Here is a 23,793-nt window from a genome sequence, read left to right on the forward strand (position 1 = left end):
TGACTAGCCTGTCCCAGAATTCTGGGTCAGGTGGATCATGACACGCTTAACTATTAGTTTGATTGTCCTCCTGGCGGGTCTGGCTGGTTGTGTTGACAGGTCTGTTGTCGAAACGGTTCCGGCGGCATTGACAATCGGAACCGCAAAAACCGTATTTGCCGCAACCACGCGTGAGAATGGAACAGGCGGAGACTTTGGGCCTGGACGCTCAGAAATGCTCAGCCTGCTGGAACTCACTGTCAGCATCCCTCCGGAGCATCAAACTGGGCGGATCGAATATGGATATACCAATCCCGATCCGCGAACCCAATTCGCCTTGGCCGGCAGCAGAGAGTTTGCCTCACCATCCGAATTTCGAACCCATGTAAACCAGGCTGTGACCCGGCGCCCGGCCGGAGACCGCGAAGCGACATTGTATGTGCATGGGTTCAACACCACCCAAACCGAAGCCGCATTCCGCGCAGCCCAACTGGCCCATGATCTGGATCTGCCCGGAGTGCAGATGATCTATTCATGGCCCAGCCTGGGCAGCCCTTTGGGATATGCCTATGACGGAGACAGCATGTTGTTTGCGCGGGACGGCTTGGAGAAGTTGCTGCGCGACATCCATCGCAGCGGTACGGAACGGATCGTGATTGTCGCCCATTCAATGGGGTCCGTATTGGTGATGGAAGCCTTGCGTCAGATCGAGATTGCCGATCCGGGATGGTCGTCACGGTTCCTGAATGGGATCGTGCTGATTTCCCCCGATCTGGATGTTGATCTGTTTCGAACCCAAATGAGCCGGATTGCCAAACCGCCCCAACCTTTTATCGTTTTTGTGTCCCGCAAGGACAAGCTGTTGACCCTTTCACAACGGCTTAGGGGTACCCACAGCCGGGAACGGTTGGGTAATATCAGCTCGGTCGAAGCGATTTCCGATCTACCCATTGATATCATTGATACGACAGAATTTTCAGATGACGCACAATCTTCGCATTTTGTGGCCGGGTCTTCGCCCACATTGATCAAAATGCTGAACGAAGCTACCAAAATGGCCCAGTTCGTCGGGCATGATCGGATCACCCCAGAGAGCCTGTTACCGGGTGCTGTGGCGCATTATTCTGCCGCGACGGAAATCACTCCTTACAACCTTGCCGGTGAGCGTTGATATGGCACGGCAGGCCGACCTGACATCGGACACCGGGTTTGTGATCCGAAACGCCCGCTGGCTGTCGGCCGGTGCGTTGCTGACGCTTTTGTCCTGTTTTGGACAGACGTTTTTTATCTCTTTGTTTGCTGGCGAAATTCGTGCCGAATTTGGACTGAGCCACGGAGAATGGGGAGGCATCTATTCGGCTGGAACCATGGTTTCGGCGGTTGTCATGGTGTGGGCGGGCGTATTGTCCGATATGTTCCGAGTGCGGGCGCTTGGCACAATGATCCTGTTTGGTGTCGCAGTGGCCTGTCTGGTAATGGCCGGAAACCAATGGTTCTGGGGGTTGGTTGGGTCCATTTTCCTGCTTCGGTTCTTTGGGCAGGGCATGGCCACCCATATTGCAATGGTTGCTATGGCCCGGTGGTTTGTCGCGACGCGGGGCAGGGCGCTGGCCATTGCAACATTGGGTTTCTCTTTTGGTGAAGCTCTGTTGCCTGTGACGTTTGTTGCCCTGATGCCGATATTGGGATGGCGTGTGTTATGGGTAATTTGTGCTGGTCTTGCGATCCTGGGAATCCCAATCCTGATGACCCTGTTGAAACAGGAGCGCAGCCCGCGCCATCAGGCCACGGATCAAACTGCCACGGGTATAGAGAACCGTCATTGGACCAGGGCCCAAGCGTTAAAGCACCCGCTGTTCTGGTTCATCGTGCCATCCATTCTCGGCCCAAGCGCCTGTTCCACTGCGTTCTTTTTTCACCAGGTACACCTGGCAGAAATAAAGGGCTGGACCCATTTGGAATTTGTTGCATGGTTCCCTGTTTTTACCGGAGTTTCGGTGCTGTCGATGGTCGGAGCAGGTTGGGCGCTGGACAAGGTTGGAACCCATCGGTTGATGCCGCTATTCCAACTCCCTGTGACAATCGGCTATCTGATTTTCGCCTGGGCCACCGAACCGACAGCCGTCATGTTCGGTTTTATCTTTCTGGCACTGACCACCGGAGCCAATGCCACGATCCCAGCGGCGTTTTGGGCTGAAACGTATGGCACGGCTCACATCGGTGCCATAAAATCCCTAGCCACCGCAATCATGGTCCTGGGCACAGCCATTGGGCCAGGCATTACCGGGGTTTTGATAGACGCCGGGATCAGCCTGGAAACCCAGTTTATCGGCTTTGTTGCGTATTTCCTGGTAACATCTCTGGGCGTGGCAATCGGACTGAAAAAGTATGGCCGATTGTGATCAGCCGCGTCTAAGATAGACGTAATAGGCACCGTCGCCACCGTGGCTGATATGCGCGGGTGTCACCTGCAATACAGCCTGTGCCATTGGTGGAAGCGAAAGCCATTGGGGCACTTGATGTTTCAATACTCCGAATGGGGTTGGAATCGGACCAGGGTCGTCGCGCCGCTTGCCCTTGCCCGTAATCACCAGCACCAATCGTTTTCCGGCGGCTTGTGATGACAAGATGAAATGACGTAACTCTGGATGAGCTTCAGCCTGACGCATCCCATGTAGGTCAATCCGGGCTTCGGGTTTGATCTTGCCACGTTTCATGCGGGCAAAGGATTTAAAATCCATTTGGAGCGCACTGGCGCGCATACTGTCCGCAATCGACGGTTTCAGTTCGTGTTTCACCGGTTTGGATTTTGCAGTGCGACCCAGTTCAAAATTCTCGATCCGGGGCAGGGGCTGTTTCGTTGGTTTGGGCTTGGGCAGAGGTAGCGCCTGTGGGGTGCTATGCGCCCCAGGATGCATACGTTCAGTCTGCTCGACGACCCTATGCCAAAGGTTGATCTCGTCGCTGGTCAGTTTTCGACGTGTCATTGCAGTTCGTCCGGCAAAAGGGCAAAGGCCCGCTGAATAGGCAGCAGGACAACCATCCTCCCCGGATCACGCAACCGCCCGGCTGCCTGACCCGCCGCGTCTCCGGTTCCAAAGAAGATGTCAGCCCGCTGGGCGCCCTTGATAGCCGAACCTGTATCCTGCGCAACCATCAGGCGTCGCATCTTGCCAGAACCGTCCTTTTCCAACCAGACAGGTGCCCCCAGGGGGACGAATTTAGGATCCACCGCAACGGTCCGCAACGCTGTCACCGATCGATTCATCGCCCCCAGGGGGCCAGCGCTGGCAGGGACTTGGTTTACGGTGCGAAAGAACACATAGGACGGGTTGTGCATCAACAAGTCATCGCCATCCACCGGGTTGCGACGCACCCAGTTTTTGATGACCTGCGCACTGACCTGATGGGCGTTATAAATCCCACGACGAATCAATTCGACCCCGATCGAGCGATATGGATGTCCGTTGGCACCGCCATATCCGACCCGAATCGTTGATCCATCGGACATTCTGATCCTGCCAGACCCCTGGATTTGTAAGAAAAAAAGCTCAACCGGATCATCGACCCATGCGATTTCCAAACCGCGACCGTCCATGACACCGCTGGTCAGAATATCGCGGCGGGGAAGCCAGGGATTATTTCGCTTTGCTTCGGGTGGCATCCGGTAGATCGGATACCGATAGCGCGCATTGGGGCTGCGAGCGCCCTCCAGCTCTGGTTCAAAATAGCCAGTGAACAGCGCCGGGTCGCCATCCTGGGTCAGAACCGGACGAAAGAACAATTCAAAGAACGCCTTGGCCTGCTCGACAGGGTGATTCTGGGCCACCGCACACAGGCTCGTCCAATCCGGGTCATCCAGATCCGGACACGTGTTCAGAAACGCCTGCAACGCAGCCGCATGATCATCCTTGTCCCAACCTTCCAGTTGATCAAATCCAAGGATTTGGTGCGTGACTTCGCCCTGTGCTCCGGCCCCGCACATCATGGACACCGCCACACATGCTGCCCGGAGCGCATGAATCATCCGTCCGTTGCGACCAACTGCCAGTTCGGATCGTTCGAACCCATGGTGCGGGCAAACGTCCAAGTGTCTTTCTGGCGCTTGATATGTTTGGGATCACCTTCGACAATATCACCACCGCGGTCACGAACGACCGAAGTCAATTCACCCACGAACCGCATGGTAACTTCGGCCAGGTTGGTGTCCTTGTCGAAATGTACGTCAGACACTGTGGTTTCACGCACACCTACAAATTCGGCTTCAATTTTCAGGCCCTGATCTTCTCGGCTGGACACAACGTCAACAAAGGTCTGGAATACCTCGTCGGCCAAAAAGGGTTTCAATCCGTCCAGGTCACCGCGTTCAAAACCCATAACGATCATCTCATAGGCACCTCGGGCACCCTGTACGAATTCGCTAACGGAAAACCCGGGTTCGATCCGTTTCATAGCCGCAAGGTCATTGGCCTGTGGGCTGTCCTCGGGCACATGGTCGGTAATGTCACGATCCGGACCACCTTCGATCACTTCGAATTCTTGGCGACGGCGAGGCGACTCTTTTGGTGCGGGCGGCTTTTCAAACCCTTCACGGGTTCCCAGAACGCTTTTGAGGCGCAGGATCAGGAAAATGGCAATGCCAGCCAAAACCAACAGCGTGATCATGGGGGGTGGATTCATTTGGACCTCTTCTGGACCACTTCGGGAGCTGTGGCCTTTGTAACTTGCACCACATGCACTTATGTAGGTTACGGGCGGGGTCAAGTCCACAGCCCAGCCATACGTTGATGAGGAAACTGACATGTATCTTTTCTTGGCCTTTCTGATGGTTCCGATCCTCGAGATCGCTTTGTTCATTCAGGTTGGCGATTTGATTGGGCTTTGGCCGACCCTGGGAATTGTGGTTCTGACCGCAATTTTGGGTACATGGTTGGTCAGGACACAAGGTCGCATGGCCATGGGTCAGCTGCGCAATTCGTTCTCTCAGCTGGGTGATCCGACCGAACCACTGGCGCATGGCGCGATGATCCTGTTCTCTGGTGCGCTGCTGTTGACACCCGGTTTCTTTACCGATGCCATTGGATTTGCGCTGTTGGTACCTCCGGTACGTGTCGCGGTGTACAAATATCTGCGTTCCCGGGTGACAGTCGCCCAATTCCAGATGGGCCCCGGACCAATGCCAGGACACGGGTTCAATCCTGGAGCGCGGCCCAACCCAACAGGCCAGAACGACGACATTATTGACGGCGAATTCGAAGACGTTACGTCTCCACGTCCCCGCACCGGCCCCTCGGGTTGGGTCGAAGGTCCTGATCGCCGTTGAGGTGCGCGGATCAAGCTGATAAGCACAGCTAAACGTGATTTTCAGGAGTAGTTCCATGGCCGAAAACGACGCAGCCGAAGGCGCACAGCCGCAGCAACAGCAGCAAGCCCCCCAAGTTCAGATGAATGTTCTGGGTCAGTACGTGCGCGACCTGTCCTTTGAGAACGTGATGGCCCAAAAGGGTGGCGGTGGCGACGCTCAGCCCGATGTCAGTGTACAGGTAAATCTAGACGCCAAGAAACGTCCGACCGAAAACCAGTACGAAGTGATGATCAAACTGACGGTCGAATCCAAAGCCAAGGAAAAAGGCGACGTTCTGTTCGTCCTGGAAGTCGAGTATGTCGGGATATTCAACATTGTTGGCGTGCCCGAAGACCAGCTGCATCCTTTCCTGCTTATCGAATGCCCGCGGATGCTGTTCCCGTTCCTGCGTCGCATTGTGTCCGACATCACCAGCGATGGCGGCTTCCCTCCGCTGAATCTGGACAACATTGATTTTGTGGCGATCTATCGCAATGAACTGGCCCGCCGTCAGCAGGCCGCCGCGGATGCCGCACCCAAGAACTAAACCGGTTTTTCGGGATTTTTGAAAACGCCGCCTGTTACATGGCGGCGTTTTTTTAGTGACGCCACAATACGCCCTCACCCATTTTTTCGACAAATGCATCATGCGCAGCCTGTTCATCCGCAGTCAGGCGCGGTGGCAATGCGGTTGGGCGCGCAGACGGGCGCCACTGGTCATTTCCCGCCGATCCGGGTGTGTTGGAAACGGTGGCCAGACCGAAATCGGGTTGTCGTCCACCGACCAGCTCCAAATACACTTCGGCCAGGATCTCAGAGTCGAGCAAAGCGCCATGCAAAGTCCGGGATGAGTTGTCGATGTGAAACCGGCGGCACAAGGCATCCAGTGATGCAGGTGATCCAGGAAAACGCTGACGGGCGATCGCCAACGTGTCGATCGCCTGATCCCAGGGCAATTGTGGCAGCCCAAGCCACCGCAATTCGGCATTCAGGAACTTCATGTCGAATGCCGCGTTATGGATCACCATTTTTGCATCACCGACGAAATCCAGAAACTTCTGCCCAAAGGCAGAAAACACCGGCTTATCGCGCAGTGTCACCTGACCTGGGGCAGGGGCCTGAGGAGGCTCCAAAAGATCCGGACCGATTCCGTGGACCTGGAATGCTTCGGACGGCATCGACCGTTCGGGGTTGATATAAACGTGAAACGTTTCTCCGGTTGGCAGGTGGTTAAACAGTTCCAATGCCCCGATTTCGACAATGCGGTCGCCGGATTCCGGATCAAATCCCGTGGTTTCGGTATCAAGTACGATCTCACGCATTGGCCATCCCCTCGCGGATACTGGCAACAATCTGCTCCACCTGTTGGCGTGCATGATCCAAGGTGTCAGTGATGATCACATAATCGGATCGCGCCACTTTCTCGTCATTCGGCAATTGCTTTTTCCGAATGTGTTCAAACTGCTCGACGGTCATCGTTCCACGATCCATAACGCGATTTTTTTGCAATTCATCTGGAATAGAGACACATGCTACGGCATCCATCGCGACATTTCCCCCAGTTTCGAACAACAGAGGAATGTCAAAAACCAGAATATCTGACGTCGCAAGCGCGCGGAATTGCGTGCGATCCAGTGCGACCAGCGGATGCACGACAGACTCGATCTGTTTCAGTGCGTCCGGATTTTGCCCGATGATGCGCTTCAACGCGTCCCGCGACACGCGACCATCAATGACTGCTTCAGGGAAAAGATCCCTGATCGGCGAGACTGCAGCACCGCCCTGTTCATACAAACGATGCACGGCCGCATCCGCGTCCCACACATCACATCCCGCATCAGCGAACAGTCCAGCGGTTGTGCTTTTCCCCATGCCGATCGATCCCGTCAGTCCGAGTGCAAAGCTCATCTCAGTGCGGCCGCCCGTGTAGCGTTGTCGACGTCGGGACGCTGACCAAACCAACGTTCAAATCCAGGAACAGCCTGATGCAGCAACATGCCCAGACCATCGACCGTCTGACACCCAACTTCTTCTGCAATTCGCAAAAGTCGGGTTTGCAACGGAGCATAAATCAGATCTGTCACCAAAGTTCCCGGTTCCAGCCCATCCAGCGGCACCCGCAGTTCTGGTTTTCCAACCATGCCCAGCGATGTGGTATTGACCACCAGATTGGCGCCTTCAAACAAATTGCCAGCCTGCACCCAATCGACGACCTTGATCCTCTGACCAAAATCTTCGCGCAGCTGCTCTGCTCGTCCCCGGGTCCGGTTCGTCAACAGAATCTCAGGCGCACCGGCTTCGACCAGAGAAGCAACGACTGCACGTGCGGCTCCACCGGCCCCCAGCACAACCGCCGGTCCGGCTTTGGCATCCCAATCTGGTGCGCCCTGTTGCAGATTGGTGATAAACCCATAGCCATCGGTGTTATCTGCATGGATCTTGCCATCCGGGCGAAAGATCAACGTATTCGCCGCACCGATCAACGTTGCTCGATCGGTGATTTGATCCGCAATCGACATAACCGCCTCTTTGTGCGGGATCGTCACATTGGCACCGACAAACCCCATATCCGGCAAGGTTCGAATGACCCGCTCCAGATCTTTGGAGGCCACATCCATCGGGATGTAGTACCCCTGTAATCCATAGGTATTCAGCCAGTGCCGATGCACACGCGGAGACCGTGAATGTGCAACAGGTGACCCAATGACACCCGCCAACGGAATTTTTGCCTCACTCATTGCTCGATCACCCCCTGCGTTGCCAGATAGTTCAGCAATTCCAATAATGGCATACCCAAAACGTTAAAGTAATCGCCGTCAATGGTGCTAAAGAGCCTGACGCCCTCTTGCTCGAGCTTGTAGCCTCCCACGGCATGACGAATGCTGTCCCAATTTCGGGCCACATAGTCAGAGAGATAGGCATCGCTGGCAACGCGCATCCGCAGGCGGACCTGGCCCACGTGCCGCCAGATTGGCTGAGCATCACGATAGATCACCGCGGCCGACAACAGCATATGTCGTTGTCCGCGCATCTCACACAATTGTTCCAAAGCCTGTTCCGGTGAATTGGGTTTGGACAGCAACCGCCCCTGAAAATCCAGAACCTGATCACAACCCAAAACCATAGAACCTGGGTATTTGGCGCTGATTTTGCGCGCCTTCAGTTCAGCAAGAGCATCAGCAATGTCCCGAGGCGCTGCATTTTCAGCCAACAGCGCACGTTTCACGGATTCTTCGTCGACCTTGGGCACCCGAATTTCGAAGGGAACATTGGCCTGACGCAGCAATTCGGCCCGAACGGACGATCCGGATGCCAAAACGAGGGGGATAGACATGTGGAAAACCCCTATGAAAACCACTGGAGGAAGTTGGGACGGTTTAGCATGATTTCGGGGGTTACTGGCAAGTGGGGGAAATACACGCGACTTTCGCAGAGTCGTTCGCTGATTCCTCCTTTGGGGACCGGGATAAGATTCCAATCGGGGATAAACCGGGTTGTGCATTCACATCCCCAGCTTATCCCCAGCTGCACTCAAATTCTCAATCACACAAGTCACTGAATAAAAACAAATATTCCAGTTTTCCCCGTGCGTAATCCCTGACCCTCTTTTCCCCATCCCTGAATGGGGATAAGCCAAGGGATCACTGAATTATCCACGGGAATCCGTGAGTCCTACAAAATCATCATCCTTTTTTCTTAATTTTTTATTTAAGGGAGAAGGGAAAACCGGGCGAGACTAACATGGCTGACCTGCTCTTTACGCTGTACCCTTGGGTCAAGGCCCTGCACATCATGGCTGTGCTCAGCTGGATGGCTGGATTGTTCTATCTTCCCAGACTATTTGTGTACCATGTTGAACAGGCAGAGAAGGTCCAGGATTCCCTCCCGATCTTCAATATGATGGAAGACAAGCTGTTGCGTGTAATCATGCGCCCAGCCATGATTGTGACCTGGATCGCCGGTTTAATCATCGTGTTTACTCCGGGGATCGTTGATTGGAGCTATGTCTGGCCCTGGACCAAGGGCGCGTCGGTAATCGCCATGACCGGGTTCCATCACTGGCTGGTCACGCGCCACAAACAATTGGTTGCGGGCACCAACACGTTGACAGGGCGACATTATCGGATGATGAACGAGGTTCCGACAGTTCTGATGGTGATCATCGTTCTGTCGGTTATTCTCAAGTTCTGACGCATCGTTTGACTCACCTCGGTCAAGTGTTTATGTAACCGCTCAAAGCAGGCCCGTCCGGGTTGTGCGTTTTCCTATCTTATTGTGACCCCGCACCGGAACACCCGGTGTTCAGAGGCTGTATATCCATGACCGTCGAAACCTTGAATCTCGCTGATCTCAAAATCAAAAGCCCCAAGGACCTGTTGTCCATGGCTGAAGAGCTGGAGATCGAAAACGCGTCTACCATGCGCAAAGGCGAAATGATGTTTCAAATCCTGCGCGAACGCGCGGATGAGGGATGGGAAATTTCGGGGGATGGTGTGCTCGAAGTTCTTCAGGACGGTTTTGGATTCCTGCGCTCTCCTGAGGCGAACTATTTGCCAGGTCCAGATGACATTTATGTGTCGCCCGACGTCATCCGTCAGCACTCTCTGCGTACAGGAGACACCGTAGAGGGGGTTATTCAGGCCCCCAATGACCAGGAGCGCTATTTTGCCATTACCAAGGTCACACTGATCAATTTTGAAGAGCCGGAAAAAGCCCGTCACAAGGTTGCCTTTGATAACCTGACACCGCTTTATCCTGATGAACGGCTCAACATGGAAACGGCCGATCCGGCGACTAAGGATCGTTCGGCGCGCGTCATTGATCTGGTTGCGCCGATTGGTAAAGGTCAACGGTCTTTGATCGTGGCACCGCCGCGTACAGGCAAGACAGTGATTTTGCAGAATATCGCGCATTCGATCGAGAAAAATCATCCCGAATGCTATTTGATTGTGCTTCTGATCGACGAACGTCCTGAAGAAGTCACCGACATGCAGCGGTCCGTAAAAGGTGAAGTTGTATCCTCGACCTTTGACGAACCGGCGACTCGCCACGTAGCCGTATCCGAAATGGTCATTGAAAAAGCCAAACGCTTGGTCGAACATAAACGAGATGTTGTTATTCTTCTCGATTCCATCACAAGACTTGGTAGGGCGTTCAATACTGTGGTGCCGTCGTCAGGTAAAGTTCTGACAGGTGGTGTTGATGCAAACGCCCTGCAACGCCCCAAACGCTTCTTTGGTGCCGCTCGGAACATCGAAGAGGGTGGGTCGCTGACCATTATCGCAACAGCGCTGATCGATACTGGATCTCGTATGGACGAAGTGATTTTTGAAGAATTCAAGGGCACCGGTAACTCGGAAATCGTTCTGGACCGCAAGATCGCAGACAAGCGTGTGTTCCCGGCCATAGACATTCTGAAGTCTGGTACACGGAAAGAGGATCTGTTGGTCGACAAGGGCGATTTGGCCAAAACTTATGTTTTGCGTCGGATTTTGAATCCGATGGGCACAACAGATGCCATCGAATTCCTGTTGTCCAAGCTGAAGCAGACCAAATCAAATTCTGACTTCTTTGACTCGATGAACACCTGACCTGATACAACGTTTCTGAAAGGGTCGTTACATGGACACGATCTTTGCGTTGGCCAGCGCCCAGGGCAAGGCGGGGGTTGCGGTTATCCGGATCTCCGGCCCGTCCGCACATGTGGTAGCAGGACGAATGGGTGGAGATCTACCCAGCCAGGGTACCACATTGCGGGTTCTACGGGACCCGAACGGGTTGCCATTGGACGAAGCGCTGGTTCTGACCTTTTCGGCCCCACGCAGCTTTACCGGGGAAGATGTCGTTGAATTTCAAATTCACGGCAGCATGGCCGTTATTGCCTCAGTGTTGCGCGAACTTGAAACCCAACCTGACGCACGTATGGCTGAACCTGGGGAATTTACGCGCCGGGCATTGGAGAATGGGAAACTAGACCTTACGCAGGTCGAAGGTCTGGCGGATCTGATTGATGCAGAAACCGAAGCGCAACGAAAGCAAGCCCAGCAGGTTCTGGCTGGCGAATTGGGACAGTTGGCGGAGCGGTGGCGCCGCGGCCTGATCCGGGCCGCATCCTTGATCGAGGTCACAATCGATTTTGCGGATGAAGAAGTTCCTGTCGATGTAACTCCCGAGGTTTCTGCGCTGTTGACCGGAGTTCAGTCAGATTTGGCCCGTGAGGTTGAAGGTGTTACAATTTCGGAACGTATTAGAAGCGGGTTTGAAGTTGCGATCGTAGGTGCGCCAAATGTCGGAAAATCAACACTGTTGAATGCTTTGGCAGGGCGAGAAGCGGCAATTACCTCGGAGTTCGCCGGAACAACGCGTGATGTCATCGAAGTCCGAATGGATTTGGGTGGCTTGCCGGTAACCTTACTTGATACTGCCGGTTTACGTGAGACTGACGATCACGTCGAAGGGATTGGCATCGAACGCGCCCGCGAGCGTGCGGAAGCAGCTGATTTGAGGGTATTTTTGGTCGATGATGACAGCCTGTTGGATGTCGATTTTGTTCCCGGTGATATCAAACTGCAACCAAAAGCCGATATCCATCCTGGGCGGCCCGATGCAATTTCGGGAAAAACAGGCGAAGGGATCGATAAATTGGTCGATCACATTTCGGCTGTTTTGGGTCAGAGATGTGCAACGTCGGGTATCGCCACCAGAACGCGGCATAAAGAAGCAATGACTTCGGCCTTGAACAGGCTCATCTCTGCTCAACGAGTTTTGGCTGATGGGCCCGATTTCTATGATATTGCTGCAGAGGACCTGAGATCTGCGATTCGATCTTTGGAACTCTTGGTTGGGCGTGTTGGTGTTGAAAACCTTCTGGACGAAATATTTTCGAGTTTTTGTCTAGGTAAGTAAGGAGTGTTTCACGTGAAACATTCAAACTATGATGTGATTGTTATTGGGGGTGGGCATGCGGGGACCGAAGCTGCCCACGCATCCGCACGGTTGGGTGTGCGAACAGCCTTGGTCACATTGACCCGACAAGGAATCGGTGTAATGTCCTGTAATCCTGCCATTGGCGGACTAGGCAAAGGACATCTGGTTCGAGAAATTGATGCACTGGATGGAGTTATGGCCCGGGTCGCGGACAGGGCAGGGATCCAGTTTCGTCTATTGAACCGTCGCAAGGGACCCGCGGTGCAAGGTCCCAGAACCCAGGCGGATCGGCAAATTTATCAAAAAACAATGTTGGCGGAAACAGTTGCACAGCCAAATTTGGACATTGTCATCGGTGAAGTAACTGACTTCCTGATGGATGGAGGCCGTGTCATTGGGGTTCAGTTGGCTGATGACAGCGAAATTTCTGCCAAAAAGGTAATCCTGACATCTGGAACATTTCTTCGCGGTGTAATCCACATCGGTGATGTCTCGCGACCAGGCGGACGAATGGGTGACAAGCCGTCTGTCAAATTGGCGGAACGCCTGGATAGTTTTGAGTTACCCATGGGCCGGCTGAAGACAGGCACACCGCCCAGGTTGGATGGGCGAACGATCGATTGGTCGGGGCTGGATATGCAACCAGGGGATGACGACCCGACATTTTTTTCGTTTCTTACCCGACAGGTTCACGCCCGCCAAATATCATGCGGGATTACGCATACAAATGCGCATACGCATGAAATTATTGAAAAAAATCTCTCCAGGTCGGCAATGTACGGCGGGCACATAGATGGCGTGGGACCCAGATATTGCCCATCCATTGAAGACAAGATCGTTAGATTTTCTGAAAAGTCCTCGCACCAGGTATTTCTGGAGCCGGAAGGAATTGATGATCACACGGTATATCCGAATGGAATTTCGACATCTTTGCCAGAAGATATTCAGATGGAATACGTCCGGTCTATCAAAGGCTTGGAGAACACCGTCATTCTGCAACCTGGGTATGCGATCGAATATGACTATATTGATCCTAGAACGCTGACACTGGAGTTGGCGCTCAAGGATGTTCCGAATTTATATCTCGCTGGACAGATCAACGGGACAACGGGATATGAAGAAGCTGCAGCTCAGGGAATGGTTGCAGGATTGAATGCGGCGCTCGCGTGTTTGGAACAGGACCCAGTTCAGTTTAGTAGATCAAATAGTTACATTGGTGTGATGATTGATGATCTGACAACAAACGGAGTGGCCGAACCCTATCGCATGTTTACATCTCGGGCTGAATTCAGATTGTCGCTGCGGGCTGATAATGCTGACCAAAGACTGACGCCACTGGCAGAGAAAATGGGCTGTGTTAGCCCAGAGCGTTTGAAAATTTTCCATCTGAAGATGGATAAGATCGAAAAAGCCAAGGCTGTGCTCGAAACTGACCGCTTTACACCAAAGCAAATTTCAGGTGCCGGAATTCGGGTCAATCAAGACGGTAATCGAAGAACAGGTATGGAGATCCTTGCTTTTCCGGACGTGGTTTTTGAGGATATTGTGCACCTGCTGCCCGAGTTGGGGCCGGTCGACGCAGAAACACGCCGGCAAGTAGAGCGGGACGCTTTGTATGCAAACTATATCTCCCGGCAAATGCGGGAAATCGAAGCCTTGAAAAAAGACGAGAATGTGAAGATTCCAATTGATTTTGACTTCTCATCGATCAGCGGATTGTCAAACGAGCTCAAATTCAAGCTTGCGCAGGCACGACCGTCAAGTCTCTCCCAGGCTGCGCGTATTGATGGCATGACGCCAGCGGCTTTGGCGCTTGTACTTGCCGTAATCAAGAGATCGGGCGAGAGGTCTACCGCGTGACGCAAGAACAAGCTATGCATGATCTCGATGTTTCACGTGAAACAATCGAAAAACTGAAGCAGTTCGAGGCTTTGGTTAGAAAATGGAACCCAAAGATTAACTTGGTTTCAAAAAGTAGCTTGGACAACCTGTGGTCACGACACATTGTTGATTCCATTCAGGTTATCCGAACGTTGAACCCAAAGGGGAAATGGGTTGATTTGGGAAGTGGCGGCGGGTTTCCCGGGCTGGTTGTGGCTCTTTTTGCGTCTACAGAACTTCCAGATCTAACTGTAACCTTGATTGAAAGCGATCAACGAAAGGCTGCATTTCTTCGGAATGCGGCCAGAGAATGCCAGGCAACTTGTACAGTGCTCAGCAAACGCATTGAACAGGTTGAACCCCAGTGTGCCGACATTTTGTCAGCTCGCGCTTTGGCCGATCTTGCGAAGCTCCTGGAGTTTTCGGAAAGACATCTAAAGCCAGACGGTACCGCCTTGTTTCCAAAAGGTATCACATGGGAAAAAGAGGTGGAAGACGCACGTCTGAAATGGTCCTTTGACATAGAAGTGATTAAAAGCATTACAGAACCCAACGCTTCAATACTGAAGATCAAAGGAGTGACGCGTGTCTGATCTTTCGCGCCCTGAAGGGCCTCGCATTATGGCCGTTGCAAACCAAAAAGGGGGCGTTGGCAAAACCACAACAGCAATCAATCTTGCTGCGGCTCTGGTAGAGCAGGGTATGCGCGTTCTGGTGGTTGACCTTGACCCCCAAGGTAATGCCTCGACCGGTTTGGGGGTCGAAGCGGTTGACCGTGAGCTGACAACCTATGATCTTTTGATGGATGACGCACCTTTGGACGACGTAATCCAAAAATCCAGCTTTGACGGGTTGTACATCATTCCAGCGACCGTGGACCTGAGTTCTGCCGACATCGAACTGATGTCGAACGAAAAACGTAGCTTTTTGCTGCATGATGCATTGCGCCAAACCGCCATGGACAAATTTGGTTGGGACTATGTTCTGATTGACTGTCCGCCGTCACTGAACCTTTTGACAGTAAATGCAATGGTTGCGGCCCATTCTGTATTGGTGCCGCTTCAAAGTGAGTTTTTTGCACTCGAAGGTCTCTCACAGCTGATGTTGACCATACGCGAGGTCCGGCAAACAGCGAATGCGGGACTTAGGATCGAAGGGGTGATCATGACAATGTTCGATCGCCGGAATAATCTATCCCAACATGTTGAGAAAGATGCGCGGGACAACCTAGGAGATCTGGTATTCAAAACCGTTATCCCCCGGAATGTGCGTGTTAGCGAGGCACCATCCTATGCGGTTCCTGTTCTGAGCTATGATACAAATTCCCAAGGTGCGACGGCGTATCGTGCTTTGGCAAAAGAATTGCTGTCCAACCACAATAAGCTGGCAGCCTGAAAACTGGGAGATCGAGCATGGCAGATCATACAAAGGGTAAACCAAGGGGGTTGGGCCGCGGGCTGTCTGCTCTGATGGCAGATGTGAACCCGGTGACCGAGGAAAACAACGCACCATCCAACCGACAGCCGGACATGATGGTCCCGATCGAAAAGGTAATTGCCAATCCGGACCAACCGAGACGTCGGTTTGATCAGCAAGATCTGGATGACCTTACGGCGTCAGTAAAAGAAAAAGGGGTTATTCAACCTCTAATCGTGCGCCCCGTCGAAGGTGGGATGTATGAAATTGTTGCGGGTGAACGCCGATGGCGGGCGTCCCAGGCTGCGCAACTGCATGAAGTCCCGGTGTTGGTTCGTGACTATAGCGATCTCGAAGTCCTGGAAGTGGCCATTATTGAAAACATTCAGCGCGCGGACTTGAATGCGGTCGAAGAGGCTGCAGGGTACAAACAGCTGATGGAAAAATTCGGACATACACAGGAGCGACTTGCGGAGGCCTTGGGAAAAAGCCGCAGCCACATCGCAAATTTGATGCGTTTGTTGCAACTGCCGGAAGACGTTCAGGAAATGGTACAGCGCCGGGATTTGTCAGCTGGCCATGCACGGGCGTTGATAACGTCGGAAAATCCGACAATCCTGGCGAAAAAGGTTGTGAAAAATGGAATGTCCGTTCGGGCGACCGAGGCGATGGTGCGTAAGGAAGCTGGCGGCGACAGGCCAAAGTCATCCAAGCCGGCACAGCGACCTGCTTCGGAAAAAGACGCCGATACCAAAGCTTTGGAGGCGGATTTGTCATCATGGTTAAAGATGCAGGTATCCATAGACCACAAGGCTGGAACAGAAGCGGGCACTGTTACGATCTCATACGAGACATTGGACCAACTGGATGAACTTTGTGGAATTCTCAGCCGTTAGGGCGAGACCATATGAAGACCAGAACACATCCTAGAACAACTGCTTGGATTACGACAACATAGGTCGGAACACCGAGTATGAGGGACAATGCAAAGACGGCGGCGATCGATACGGTCGCCGCCTTTTTTGCACCGGGTCGGATGGATCCTGAACTGCGCCAGTCTTCGATCAGAGGGCCAAAAATATTGTGCTCAAGGATCCAGTTGTGCAAGCGGTCTGATGAATTGGCAAAAAAGAAAGCAGCCAAAAGTAGGAAGGGAACAGTCGGCAAAAGGGGGAGGACAATTCCAATAACGGCCAGAGCGACACACAATAGACCCAAACCGGCGTATACAAAACGCATGTGTTAATCCGATAACAATTCGCGGATGACCGCATTCAACAACGAGCGACCCTGTAGCGTCGCCTTGAGGCAAGACCCCGATCGTTCGATCATGCCCAAGTCTTCGAGATATGTCAGATTTTCCTCAGGTAAAGGGGAGCCAGACAATCTCTGATATCTTTCCACATCCAAACCTTCGGTCAATCTGATGCCCATCATCAAGAACTCTTGCGCTGCGTCACGGGACGTTAGCATGTTGTGAGGCAATTCTCCTGACCCGGCGGATACGTCTGACAGCCATCTTCCCGGCGCAAGATGGGTTTCAGTGGCAAACTTTTGTCCCTTCAGCGTGAGACGCCCATGGGCTCCAGGGCCAATTCCCACGTAGTCACCATAGCGCCAATAGATCAGATTATGACGGGATTGCGCCCCTGGAACAGCATGATTGGACACCTCATAAGCAGGCATACCGCGGTCGGCGCAAATTTGTTGCGTGACCTGGTACATGTCTGCTGCTGTGTCATCAGTTGGCAAATCACGTAGTTTACCCCGGGCATAGCGATCCCCGAACGCCGTGCCTTCTTCAATCGTTAACTGGTAGAGCGACAAGTGGTCTATTGCCATGTCCAGAGCCTGAGTCAGCTCTGTTTCCCACTCTGAGGTGGTTTGATCCTGTCGGGCATATATCAAGTCAAAGCTGACTCGATCAAAACATGATCGGGCTACGTCGAATGCGGCTTTGGCTTCGTCCACCGAATGTATACGTCCAAGGCGTCGCAAGTCCCGGTCATTCAGCGCCTGGATCCCCATGGAGATTCGATTGACACCGGCATCCCTGTACCCAGAAAACCGCTCTGCTTCGACGGAACCGGGATTGGCTTCGAGTGTGATTTCGATGTCATTGGCAAATGGCCAGATATCGCGGGCAGTTTCGATTACTGCGGCAACGGTATCGGGATGCATCAGGCTGGGAGTGCCACCCCCAAAGAATATGGCGTTCAGAACACGGTCGGGGAGCAGATTTCGGTATCTCTCCAGCTCGTGAATATAGGCTCTAACCCATGCTTTTTGGTCTATTTTGGACGACACATGGCTGTTGAAATCACAATAGGGGCATTTGGCTTGGCAGAATGGCCAGTGGATATACAGGCCAAATCCGCCGTTGCGCCAATCATCCACTGAAACAGCCCTGAATGAATTTGGTGACGGCCTTGCCCCGATGGCTGATCTTGTGTTTTTCAGCGGGATCCATCTGGGCACATGTAATGTCTAATCCGTCTGGTTGAAACATCGGATCATAGCCAAATCCGTTTTCACCGCGAATGGGCCAGATCAGTTGACCGGGCATGACGCCTTCGAACACTTCGTCGTGTCCGTCGGGCCAGGCGATGACCAATGTACAACGAAACTGTGCAGTGCGTGGGGCGGTGGCCTTGGCTGTATTCAACTCATCATTGGCCCGTGTCATTGCCAGCATGAAATCGCGGCCATTTGGGGTCTCGGCCCAATCAGCGGTATACACACCAGGGGCCCCACCCAGCGCATCTATGGTGATGCCCGAGTCATCAGAGAGAGCCGGCAGGCCGGTCGCCTTGGCTGCGGCATGGGCCTTGATCCGGGCGTTCCCGACAAATGAATCTTCGGTTTCTTCGGGTTCGAGCAAGTCCATATCGCCGGCGCCGATGACGGAAACCCCAAAGGGTGCCAGAATTTGGGTAATCTCTGCCAACTTTCCGGCGTTGTGGGTGGCGACAAGTAACTTGTCGCCCTCAAACTTGCGTGTCATGCGCATGCGGCCTTTTGTATTTCGGCCAATTCGGCAGTGCCAGCAGTGGCCAAATCCATCAGTTCATTCATCTGATCGCGGCTGAATACCGAACCCTCGGCGCTCATTTGCACTTCGATCAGTTTGCCCGATCCGGTCATGATGAAGTTACCGTCAACGCCGGCCTCCGAATCTTCGGGGTAATCCAGATCCAAAACAGGCTGACCCGCGTAAATGCCGCAGGACACGGCGGCAACAGGATCAACCAGTGGATCCATGATGACATCGCCCGCTTTCATCAGTTTGTTGACCGCCAAACGCAGCGCGACCCAACCACCGGTGATTGATGCACAACGCGTGCCGCCGTCTGCCTGAAGTACGTCACAGTCGATGGTGATCTGACGTTCTCCCAGTGCAACCCGGTCAACACCGGCGCGCAGGGCGCGGCCAATCAGGCGCTGGATTTCGACGGTTCGGCCGCCTTGTTTCCCCGAGGCTGCCTCGCGGCGCATCCGGGTGTTGGTCGCGCGGGGCAACATGCCGTATTCGGCGGTGACCCAGCCCAGGCCAGACCCTTTGATGAACGGCGGAACGCGCTCTTCAATCGTGGCAGTGCACAGCACGTGGGTTTCGCCTACTTTGATCAGGCAGGACCCTTCGGCGTGTTTGGTAAACCCGGTTTCGATGGAAACGGGGCGCATTTGGTTCAACTGTCTTCCAGAGGGTCGCATGGGATATCCTTTGTTTCTTGGGATCGGGGATACCTGCGGGGGGCTGTTGAGCGCAACCCCGATTGACCTTTGGTGCTGCTGCTCTTTAATGGCGGAGCAGATAAAAGTGATGGCAATGGGCGACGCGAACAAAATTCTGGATGATATGAATGACAGATCGCGCGAGGTTTTTCGCACGGTTGTTGAGTCCTATCTCGAAACCGGTGACCCGGTTGGCAGTCGAACGCTGACGCGGAGCCTGAGCGAAAAGGTCAGCGCAGCGACAATTCGCAATGTAATGCAGGATCTGGAGTATCTGGGTTTGCTCGACAGCCCGCATGTCAGCGCCGGGCGCATTCCGACCCAGATGGGGTTGCGGATGTTTGTGGACGGGCTGTTGGAGGTTGAAGATCTGAAAGCCTCGGACAGGCAAAAGATTAACGCCACCCTAGGGTCCAACACTGCCGATGTTGGGTCTATGCTGGATCGGGTAGGGGCGGCGCTGTCAGGTGTCACGCAAGGGGCGTCTTTGGTCCTGACGCCCAAACACGAAGCCGAAATTCGACATATCGAATTTGTGTCCCTGGCCCAGGATCGTGCATTGGTTGTTCTGGTGTTTTCGGATGGCCACGTTGAAAACCGGGTATTCACCCCGCCTGCAGGTCAAACGCCCAGTTCAATGCGCGAGGCGGCCAACTTTCTGAATGCTCAGATCGAAGGAAAAACGTTGAGCGAAGTTTCTGGCTTGATGCGACGTGAGATCGCGGATCGTCGTCAGGAAATCGACGTTCTGGCCCAGGATCTGATCGAAAGTGGGTTTGCGGCCTGGGATAGTCAGGGGGATGATCAGGCACGGTTGATCGTTCGGGGGCGGGCGAATCTGCTGGGGGATGGGGAAAAATCCGAAGAGCTGGACCGCATCCGTGTGCTGTTTGACGACCTGGAACGCAAGCGCGATATCGCAGAATTTCTGGAACTGACCGAAGACGGCGAGGGCGTGCGCATTTTTATCGGCTCAGAGAACAAACTTTTCTCACTTTCGGGTTCCTCTTTGGTGGTGTCTCCCTATATGAACTCTGACCGAAAGATCATTGGTGCTGTCGGCGTGATTGGGCCGACTCGCCTGAATTATGGACGGATCGTGCCGATTGTGGACTACACGGCGCAACTGGTTGGAAAGCTGCTTTCCGATCGGAGTTAGAGGTGAAAGATGGCAGAGCCCAAGACTGAAGAGTTTCTGGACGATATCGATACTGCAGAAGCCGAAGAGCTGGCTGAAGAGTTTGCCGAGATTGACGAGGCAGAGTTGGAGCTGGAATCGCTAAAGGCCGAACGGGACGAATTCAAAGACCGTTTCATGCGTGCATTGGCGGATGCGGAAAATTCCCGTAAACGCGGTGACAAGGCACGGCGTGATGCCGAGCAGTACGGCGGATCAAAGTTGGCCCGGGACATGCTGCCGGTTTATGACAACATGAAACGCGCGTTGGAAACTGCAACTGATGAACAGCGCGAAGTGTCAGGTGCCCTGATCGAAGGCATCGAACTGACCATGCGGGCGTTGCGCGATGTGTTCGGCAAGCACGGCGTTCAGGTGATCACGCCTGAGGTCGGTGATCGCTTTGACCCGCAGTTCCACGAAGCGATGTTCGAAGCGCCGCTTCCTGGGACAAAAGCTGGCGACATCATTCAGGTGTCGGCTGAAGGCTTTATGTTGCATGATCGGTTGCTGCGCCCGGCCCAGGTTGGCGTGTCTTCCAACCCAGGTTGAGTTCAACGCATCCGGAGGATGCGTGCCTTCGGCGAAGGTGTTTTTAACCAGAAAGAAGCAGGGGCAGGCACCAGGCCGGGCCCCTGTTTTGTTATTTGCTGGCGGTTTCTTTCAGCTTGTAGAGAATTTCCAGCGCCTCGCGCGGGGACAGGTGATCGGGATGGATCTCTTCCAGAAGAGTTTCTACGGGCGAAGGACCTTTTGGGGCGGCAGGTTGCGTCGGAGGTGCGGCGGCAAACAGCGGCAGGTCGTCAATCCGAACCTGTCCACCGGTGCCTTCGCGGCTGCTTTGTTCCAACATGTCCAGCACGTCGCGCGCGCGGGCAACGACGCTGGGTGGTAGACCGGCGAGCTGGGCGACCTGTACCCCATATGATCGGTCGGCAGCACCCTTGCGAACCTCGTGCAGGAAGATCACCTCGCCTTCCCATTCCTTGACGGTGACGGTCGCATTGTCGACACCGGGCAGTTTATTGGCCAGCTGAGTGAGCTCGTGATAATGGGTGGCAAACAGCGCGCGGGACTGGTTGGATTCGTGAAGATGTTCGAGCGTGGCCCAGGCGATGGACAACCCGTCGTAGGTGGCGGTGCCGCGACCGATTTCGTCCAAGATCACCAAGGCGCGGTCGTCCGCCTGGTTGAGGATCGCGGCGGTTTCCACCATTTCCACCATGAATGTCGACCGGCCACGTGCCAGATCATCCGAGGCACCCACGCGGCTGAACAATTGGCTGACAACTCCGATATGGGCGTCTTCGGCCGGAACATAGCTGCCCATTTGCGCAAGCAAAGCAATGAGAGCATTTTGGCGCAGGAAGGTTGATTTACCGGCCATGTTGGGACCGGTCAGCAACCATATTGCAGCACCGTCTTGCGCTGTCAGATCACAGTCATTGGCCACAAACGATTCGCCAGCCTGTTGCCGCAACGCGCGCTCTACCACTGGGTGACGACCGCCGATGACACTGAAGGCGCGGGTATCGTCAATTCTGGGACGGCACCAGTTTTCCCCGTTTGCTATATCTGCCAATGCGGTGAGCAGGTCGAGCTCCGCCAGACCCCGCGCAGCAAGGTTCAGGCGCGCGGATTGCTCCAGAATGGCACCCGAAAGCACAGAATAGAGTCGCTTTTCTATCTCCAGCGCCAGATTGCCGGCATTCAGGATCTTGGTTTCAATCTCGCTGAGTTCGACTGTCGTAAACCGCACCTGATTGGCAGTGGTCTGACGATGAATATAGGTTTCGTTCAGCGGTTCGCCCAACATCTTGGCGGCATGGGTGGCGGTGGTTTCGATGAAGTAGCCAAGCACATTGTTGTGCTTGATCTTGAGCGAGGTAATGCCTGTGTGTTCAGCATACTTTTGTTGAAAGCTGGCAATCACCGACCGGCCTTCGTCGCGCAGGGTTCGGGCCTCGTCCAATTCGCTGTCATATCCAGGCGCGATGAATCCACCATCGCGCGTCATTAGTGGAGGTTCAGCGACCAGCGCGGCATCCAGCAGCTCCAGCAATTCGTCAAACCCTTGCAGGTCGCTGGTGGCCTGGGCGATCAGAGCTGGCAACTCCATATCATCACAGGAGGCGGCGATAGCTTCGGCCTGTGTCAGGGCATTGCGGATCGCGGCCAAATCACGGGGTCCGGCCCGGTCCAAGGCGAGCCGGGACAGGGCACGGTCCAGATCAGGGGTTTTGCGTAGGGCATCCCGCAATTGCGCCGAATGTGCGGATTGATCGACGCAGAAATCCAATGCAGCCAGTCGGGCGTGGATGACGTCCAGATTACGCGATGGGCTGGACATGCGTTGTTCCAAAAGGCGGGCTCCGCTGGGGGTAACGGTGCGGTCCACCACCGACAGAAGTGAGCCGAATTTTTCCCCTGACAACGACCGGGTCAATTCCAGATTGCGCCGGGTGGCAGCGTCGATCTGAACAACGCGATCTTCGGACTCCTGCTGCGGTGGTTGCAGCAGGGGAAGTTTGCCTTTTTGGGTGATTTCCAGATAATCAACCAGCGCGCCCATCGCCGAAAGTTCCGCCCGGTTGAACGAACCGAACCCTTCGAGCGACCCGACCTTGAACAACTCACACAGTCGAGTTTCGGCGGAGACGCTGTCAAAGCTCGATTTACCCAACGGGGTCAAGGGAACCTTGTGTTCGTCGGCCAGAGGGCGAAGTCTCTGATATACTGGCTCGTCCAGGACCAACAGTTCGGATGGGGCCAACCGTGCCAGTTCCGGACTCAGCCGGACAGGGGCCACGGGCATCACATGAAACGCGCCGGTCGAGATATCCGCCCAGGCCAACGCAGCACCGGCGCGCAGTTCGGAATAGGCAACAAGGAAATTGTGCCGGCGGGCATCCAGCAGTGCGTCTTCGGTCAAGGTACCAGGAGTGACCAGGCGTACTACGTCGCGCTTCACGACAGCCTTGTACCCGCGTTTTTTGGCTTCGGCGGGGCTTTCCAACTGTTCGCCAACGGCCACGCGGAACCCTTTGCGGATCAGGGTCAGCAGATACCCGTTAGCGGCATGTACGGGAACGCCGCACATCGGGATGTCTTCGCCTTCGTGCTTGCCGCGTTTGGTCAGCGCAATGTCCAACGCCTCGGCGGCATTCACCGCGTCATCAAAAAACATCTCGTAAAAATCGCCCATCCGGTAGAACAGCAATGCGTCCGGATATTGCGCCTTGATGTCGAGATATTGTGCCATCATCGGCGTGACTGTTGACAAAGGTCTATTCTCCGCTGTGCTGATCGGCGCGACCTTACAAATCCCCTGCCT

General features: G+C 54.2%; 25 protein-coding genes. 13 read left to right on the forward strand and 12 right to left on the reverse strand.

Annotated elements, in window-relative coordinates; genetic code table 11:
* Window positions 1–37: 37 nt before the first annotated feature.
* Both K3727_00955 and K3727_00960 read left to right on the forward strand, forming a co-directional pair.
* A complete protein-coding gene (locus K3727_00955; protein ID UWQ91419.1) occupies window positions 38–1,150 on the forward strand; it encodes an alpha/beta fold hydrolase in 1,113 nt (370 codons plus the stop codon).
* Between the two features lies 1 nt (window position 1,151).
* Window positions 1,152–2,381, forward strand: a complete 1,230-nt coding sequence (locus K3727_00960) for an MFS transporter (GenBank protein UWQ91420.1) — start codon at window positions 1,152–1,154, stop codon at window positions 2,379–2,381.
* Here K3727_00960 and K3727_00965 read toward each other — a convergent pair whose 3' ends face one another.
* From K3727_00965 to K3727_00975, 3 genes are read right to left on the reverse strand one after another with little or no spacing between them, the layout of a single operon-like run.
* The gene (locus K3727_00965; protein UWQ91421.1) at window positions 2,382–2,966 is read right to left on the reverse strand and encodes a Smr/MutS family protein; all 585 of its coding nucleotides are present in this window, start codon (window positions 2,964–2,966) and stop codon (window positions 2,382–2,384) included.
* Window positions 2,963–4,006 (reverse strand): murein transglycosylase A, encoded by a 1,044-nt coding sequence (locus K3727_00970; GenBank protein ID UWQ91422.1) that lies wholly within the window; start codon window positions 4,004–4,006, stop codon window positions 2,963–2,965. The genes K3727_00965 and K3727_00970 overlap by 4 nt, the downstream gene beginning before the upstream one ends.
* Window positions 4,003–4,659 carry a Tim44/TimA family putative adaptor protein gene (locus K3727_00975; protein ID UWQ91423.1) on the reverse strand — a complete coding sequence of 219 codons (657 nt, stop codon included), beginning with the start codon at window positions 4,657–4,659 and terminating at the stop codon, window positions 4,003–4,005. The genes K3727_00970 and K3727_00975 overlap by 4 nt, the downstream gene beginning before the upstream one ends.
* A 121-nt stretch (window positions 4,660–4,780) precedes the next feature.
* Here K3727_00975 and K3727_00980 point away from each other — a divergent pair, with 121 nt between their 5' ends.
* Window positions 4,781–5,302: an FxsA family protein gene (locus K3727_00980; protein UWQ91424.1), complete on the forward strand. Its 522-nt coding sequence runs from the start codon at window positions 4,781–4,783 to the stop codon at window positions 5,300–5,302.
* Between the two features lie 55 nt (window positions 5,303–5,357).
* Window positions 5,358–5,870: a protein-export chaperone SecB gene (secB, locus tag K3727_00985; GenBank protein ID UWQ91425.1), complete on the forward strand. Its 513-nt coding sequence runs from the start codon at window positions 5,358–5,360 to the stop codon at window positions 5,868–5,870.
* A gap of 52 nt (window positions 5,871–5,922) precedes the next feature.
* On the opposite strand, the gene dnaQ is transcribed toward secB, so the two are convergent.
* Genes dnaQ through K3727_01005 form a run of 4 tightly spaced genes read right to left on the reverse strand, consistent with a single transcriptional unit; the run spans window position 5,923 to window position 8,657 of the window.
* Entirely contained in the window at window positions 5,923–6,645 is a 723-nt protein-coding gene (dnaQ, locus tag K3727_00990; protein UWQ91426.1) for a DNA polymerase III subunit epsilon, read from the reverse strand.
* Window positions 6,638–7,231: a dephospho-CoA kinase gene (coaE, locus tag K3727_00995; GenBank protein UWQ93223.1), complete on the reverse strand. Its 594-nt coding sequence runs from the start codon at window positions 7,229–7,231 to the stop codon at window positions 6,638–6,640. The genes dnaQ and coaE overlap by 8 nt, the downstream gene beginning before the upstream one ends.
* Window positions 7,228–8,061, reverse strand: coding sequence for a shikimate dehydrogenase (locus tag K3727_01000; GenBank protein ID UWQ91427.1), 834 nt, complete (start codon window positions 8,059–8,061; stop codon window positions 7,228–7,230). Before K3727_01000 ends, coaE begins: the two co-directional genes overlap by 4 nt.
* A complete protein-coding gene (locus tag K3727_01005) occupies window positions 8,058–8,657 on the reverse strand; it encodes a Maf family protein (GenBank protein UWQ91428.1) in 600 nt (199 codons plus the stop codon). The genes K3727_01000 and K3727_01005 overlap by 4 nt, the downstream gene beginning before the upstream one ends.
* 407 nt (window positions 8,658–9,064) lie before the next feature.
* On the opposite strand from K3727_01005, the gene K3727_01010 reads away from it, so the two are divergent.
* The 7 genes from K3727_01010 (at window position 9,065) to K3727_01040 (ending at window position 16,443) form a co-directional block, all read left to right on the forward strand.
* On the forward strand, window positions 9,065–9,514 hold the full coding sequence (locus K3727_01010; GenBank protein ID UWQ91429.1) for a CopD family protein: 450 nt from the start codon (window positions 9,065–9,067) through the stop codon (window positions 9,512–9,514).
* A 128-nt stretch (window positions 9,515–9,642) separates the two neighbouring features.
* Window positions 9,643–10,914, forward strand: coding sequence for a transcription termination factor Rho (rho, locus tag K3727_01015; GenBank protein UWQ91430.1), 1,272 nt, complete (start codon window positions 9,643–9,645; stop codon window positions 10,912–10,914).
* A 31-nt stretch (window positions 10,915–10,945) separates the two neighbouring features.
* Complete coding sequence (gene mnmE / locus K3727_01020; GenBank protein ID UWQ91431.1) at window positions 10,946–12,229, forward strand: tRNA uridine-5-carboxymethylaminomethyl(34) synthesis GTPase MnmE; 1,284 nt, start codon at window positions 10,946–10,948, stop codon at window positions 12,227–12,229.
* A 12-nt stretch (window positions 12,230–12,241) separates the two neighbouring features.
* On the forward strand, window positions 12,242–14,110 hold the full coding sequence (mnmG, locus tag K3727_01025) for a tRNA uridine-5-carboxymethylaminomethyl(34) synthesis enzyme MnmG (GenBank protein UWQ91432.1): 1,869 nt from the start codon (window positions 12,242–12,244) through the stop codon (window positions 14,108–14,110).
* Window positions 14,111–14,124: 14 nt separating this feature from the next.
* On the forward strand, window positions 14,125–14,724 hold the full coding sequence (gene rsmG, locus K3727_01030) for a 16S rRNA (guanine(527)-N(7))-methyltransferase RsmG (protein ID UWQ91433.1): 600 nt from the start codon (window positions 14,125–14,127) through the stop codon (window positions 14,722–14,724).
* Window positions 14,725–14,752: 28 nt separating this feature from the next.
* Window positions 14,753–15,526: an AAA family ATPase gene (locus K3727_01035; GenBank protein UWQ91434.1), complete on the forward strand. Its 774-nt coding sequence runs from the start codon at window positions 14,753–14,755 to the stop codon at window positions 15,524–15,526.
* Window positions 15,527–15,543: 17 nt separating this feature from the next.
* Window positions 15,544–16,443, forward strand: coding sequence for a ParB/RepB/Spo0J family partition protein (locus K3727_01040; GenBank protein ID UWQ91435.1), 900 nt, complete (start codon window positions 15,544–15,546; stop codon window positions 16,441–16,443).
* Here K3727_01040 and K3727_01045 read toward each other — a convergent pair.
* Genes K3727_01045 through rph form a run of 4 tightly spaced genes read right to left on the reverse strand, consistent with a single transcriptional unit; the run spans window position 16,433 to window position 19,261 of the window.
* A complete protein-coding gene (locus tag K3727_01045; protein UWQ91436.1) occupies window positions 16,433–16,786 on the reverse strand; it encodes a YbaN family protein in 354 nt (117 codons plus the stop codon). The genes K3727_01040 and K3727_01045 overlap by 11 nt on opposite strands.
* Window positions 16,787–16,789: 3 nt before the next feature.
* On the reverse strand, window positions 16,790–17,944 hold the full coding sequence (gene hemW / locus K3727_01050) for a radical SAM family heme chaperone HemW (GenBank protein UWQ91437.1): 1,155 nt from the start codon (window positions 17,942–17,944) through the stop codon (window positions 16,790–16,792).
* On the reverse strand, window positions 17,937–18,551 hold the full coding sequence (gene rdgB / locus K3727_01055) for an RdgB/HAM1 family non-canonical purine NTP pyrophosphatase (GenBank protein ID UWQ91438.1): 615 nt from the start codon (window positions 18,549–18,551) through the stop codon (window positions 17,937–17,939). Before rdgB ends, hemW begins: the two co-directional genes overlap by 8 nt.
* Window positions 18,548–19,261, reverse strand: a complete 714-nt coding sequence (gene rph / locus K3727_01060; protein ID UWQ91439.1) for a ribonuclease PH — start codon at window positions 19,259–19,261, stop codon at window positions 18,548–18,550. The genes rdgB and rph overlap by 4 nt, the downstream gene beginning before the upstream one ends.
* 115 nt (window positions 19,262–19,376) lie before the next feature.
* On the opposite strand from rph, the gene hrcA reads away from it, so the two are divergent.
* Both hrcA and K3727_01070 read left to right on the forward strand, forming a co-directional pair.
* Window positions 19,377–20,441, forward strand: coding sequence for a heat-inducible transcriptional repressor HrcA (hrcA, locus tag K3727_01065; protein ID UWQ91440.1), 1,065 nt, complete (start codon window positions 19,377–19,379; stop codon window positions 20,439–20,441).
* A gap of 9 nt (window positions 20,442–20,450) precedes the next feature.
* On the forward strand, window positions 20,451–21,011 hold the full coding sequence (locus K3727_01070; GenBank protein UWQ91441.1) for a nucleotide exchange factor GrpE: 561 nt from the start codon (window positions 20,451–20,453) through the stop codon (window positions 21,009–21,011).
* Window positions 21,012–21,102: 91 nt separating this feature from the next.
* Here the strand turns inward: K3727_01070 and mutS are convergent, their stop codons facing one another.
* The gene (mutS, locus tag K3727_01075) at window positions 21,103–23,724 is read right to left on the reverse strand and encodes a DNA mismatch repair protein MutS (GenBank protein ID UWQ93224.1); all 2,622 of its coding nucleotides are present in this window, start codon (window positions 23,722–23,724) and stop codon (window positions 21,103–21,105) included.
* Window positions 23,725–23,793: the final 69 nt, after the last annotated feature.

This window comes from Rhodobacteraceae bacterium M382 (assembly GCA_025141015.1).
In the GTDB taxonomy this organism is placed as follows: Bacteria; Pseudomonadota; Alphaproteobacteria; order Rhodobacterales; family Rhodobacteraceae; genus Aliisedimentitalea; species Aliisedimentitalea scapharcae.